This is a genomic window from Larkinella rosea (assembly GCF_003858635.1).
Lineage (GTDB): Bacteria > Bacteroidota > Bacteroidia > Cytophagales > Spirosomataceae > Larkinella > Larkinella rosea.
Genome location: NZ_RQJO01000012.1, coordinates 1 through 3,076 on the forward strand (window position 1 = coordinate 1; position 3,076 = coordinate 3,076).

The 3,076-nt window shown below is 55.1% G+C and carries 1 rRNA gene and 1 other annotated feature (1 of these 2 cut by a window edge); the gene reads right to left on the bottom strand.

Annotation, left to right across the window (positions count from 1 at the left end):
• Positions 1-7: 7 nt before the first annotated feature.
• Positions 8-119 (bottom strand): 5S ribosomal RNA (gene rrf, locus EHT25_RS26325).
• Between the two features lie 131 nt (positions 120-250).
• Positions 251-3,076, bottom strand: a sequence feature (most likely nonfunctional fraction of RNA operon); it runs 1,523 nt beyond the window's last position.

Genomic DNA, 3,076 nt, shown 5'->3' on the forward strand with positions numbered 1-3,076 from the left:
TATTCTGTGGTGGCGGCAACCTACTCTCCCGGAAGTGACTCCAGTACCATCGGCGTAACGGGGCTTAACGGCTCTGTTCGGTATGGGAAGAGGTGTTCCCCCGCACCCTTGCCACCATCCCAGCTCTTGGGTTAACGTTCTCCTTCCCCCCTTCGGGATGGAGGCCTTAACACGACTAGTGTTGGTGTCTCTTTAAGAAATATGGAAATCACAAACCTCTGCAAGCCCGTTCCCGGTCTCTTTACCCTACAACCTTCAGGTCATTAGTACGGCTCGGCTCTAGCGCTCTCACGCCCTGCACCTGCCGCCTATCAACGTCGTCGTCTCCAACGTCCTTCATAGAAGACTCATCTCCGGGCCGGCTTCGCACTTAGATGCTTTCAGCGCTTATCCAAACCCCACGTAGCTACCCGGCCGTGCCGTGGGCACAACAACCGGTTCACCAGCGGTGAGTCCACCCCGGTCCTCTCGTACTAAGGGCAGCCCCCGTCAATCTTCTTACGCCCACCACAGATAGGGACCGAACTGTCTCACGACGTTCTGAACCCAGCTCGCGTGCCACTTTAATCGGCGAACAGCCGAACCCTTGGGACCTTCTCCAGCCCCAGGATGTGACGAGCCGACATCGAGGTGCCAAACCTCCCCGTCGATGTGAGCTCTTGGGGGAGATCAGCCTGTTATCCCCGGCGTACCTTTTATCCTTTGAGCGATGGCCCACCCATGCGGAACCACCGGATCACTATACCCTGCTTTCGCACCTGATCGACCTGTTTGTCTCACAGTCAAGCTCGCTTCTGCTATTGCACTCCACAGCCGGTTACCAACCGGCCTGAGCGAACCTTTGGAAGCCTCCGTTACCCTTTCGGAGGCGACCACCCCAGTCAAACTACCCACCAACCACGGTCCCTCACCTAGTGAGGTTAGACGCCAACAAAGAGAAGGGTGGTATTTCAACGTTGGCTCCACGATGCCTGGCGACACCGCTTCACTGCCTCCCACCTATCCTACACATCCCTGTGCCAGCGTCCATGATAAGCTGTAGTAAAGGTGCACGGGGTCTTTCCGTCCCGTGGCGGGTATCCGGCATCTTCACCGGAACTACAATTTCACCGAGCTCATGGCTGAGACAGTGCCCAGATCGTTACACCATTCGTGCAGGTCGGAACTTACCCGACAAGGAATTTCGCTACCTTAGGACCGTTATAGTTACGGCCGCCGTTTACTGGGGCTTCAGTTCAACGCTTCGAAGGTTACCCCCCTAACGCCCCCCCTTAACCTTCCAGCACCGGGCAGGTGTCAGACCCTATACTGAATCTCTCGATTTCGCAGAGTCCTGTGTTTTTGGTAAACAGTCGCCTGGGCCTTTTCTCTGCGACCTCCATCTCTTTGACAAGACAGTAGGTCCCCCTTCTCCCGAAGTTACAGGGTCAATTGGCCGAGTTCCTTAGCCATGATTCTCTCGCGCACCTTAGATTATTCATCTCGACTACCTGTGTCGGTTTGCGGTACGGTTACCCGGAAAATTAACGATAGCGGCTTTTCTTGGAAGCCCTTCCCCGGCACTATCCCGAAAACCCGAAGGTTTCCAGGTACTATCGGCGTCCACCTACCTCCACGGATTTGCCTGTGGAAGCAATAGCTTCAGCCTTCAACGCACATTTCCCGCAGTGCGCGGCCAGTTCAGTACTCCGTCCCCGCTTCTCTCTTCCGGCTAGTACGGGAATATTAACCCGTTTGCCCTCAGGTTCGGCATTCGCCTGCCCCTTAGGTGCCGACTCACCCACCGTTGATTGCCATCGCGGTGGAATCCTTAGTCTTACGGTGTGAAGGGTTCTCACCTTCATTATCGTTACTTATGCCTACATTTGCTTTTCTATCCTCTCCAGCAAGGCTCACGCCTAACCTTCACTGAAAACAGAATGCTCTCCTACCACAACCAGTCCCGAAAGACTGCTGTCCACGGCTTCAGTGGGTTGCTTCATGCCCGTTTATTATCGATGCCCGCCTCGCTCGACCAGTGAGCTGTTACGCACTCTTTAAAGGAATAGCTGCTTCCAAGCTAACCTCCTGGCTGTCTCGGCAACCGGACCTCCTTTGTTCAACTGAGCAACCACTTGGGGACTTTAGCCGGTGGTCTGGGTTGTTCCCCTCTCGGAGTCGGACCTTAGCACCCGACCCCTCACTCCCGCACCATTTCCCGGGCATTCGGAGTTCGTCAGAAGTTGGTAGGATGTGACTCCCCCTAGTCCTATCGGTAGCTCTACCTCCCGGGAAACTTACATGCAAGGCTGTTCCTAAAAACATTTCGGAGAGTACGAGCTATTTCCGGGTTTGATTGGCCTTTCACCCCTACCCGCAGCTCATCCAAAAACTTTTCAACGTTTACTGGTGCGGTCCTCCATGACATGTTACTGCCACTTCAACCTGGCCACGGGTAGATCACCCGGTTTCGCGTCTACCCCCACTGACTCAGCGCCCTGTTCAGACTCGCTTTCGCTTCGGCTCCCCTTCTCAAAAAGGTTAACCTCGCCAGGGAAGGTAACTCGTAGGCTCATTATGCAAAAGGCACGCTGTCACCCCAATAAGGGCTCCAACCGTTTGTAGGCGTCTGGTTTCAGGTTCTATTTCACCCCGCTGCTTGCGGTACTTTTCACCGTTCCCTCACGGTACTGGTTCGCTATCGGTCTCTGATGTGTATTTAGCCTTGGCAGATGGTGCTGCCCGATTCAGAGGGGGTTCCTCCGGCCCCCCCTTACTCAGGATCCCAACCCCACTGACTCCTATTACCCGTACGGGTCTCTCACCCTCTGTGGATGTCCTTCCCAGAACATTCCGGTTTAGCAGTCAATTTGATGGTCGGTCCTACAACCCCCCAGCGGCCGTAACCGCTGAGGTTTGGGCTGTTCCGCGTTCGCTCGCCACTACTGACGGAATCACTCTTGTTTTCTCTTCCTACGGGTACTTAGATGTTTCAGTTCCCCGCGTTTGCTCCACCGTAAGGTGGTGATGTAGCTTCACTACACCGGGTTGCCCCATTCGGAGACCAACGGATCAAAGGATGTGTGCTCCTCCCCGC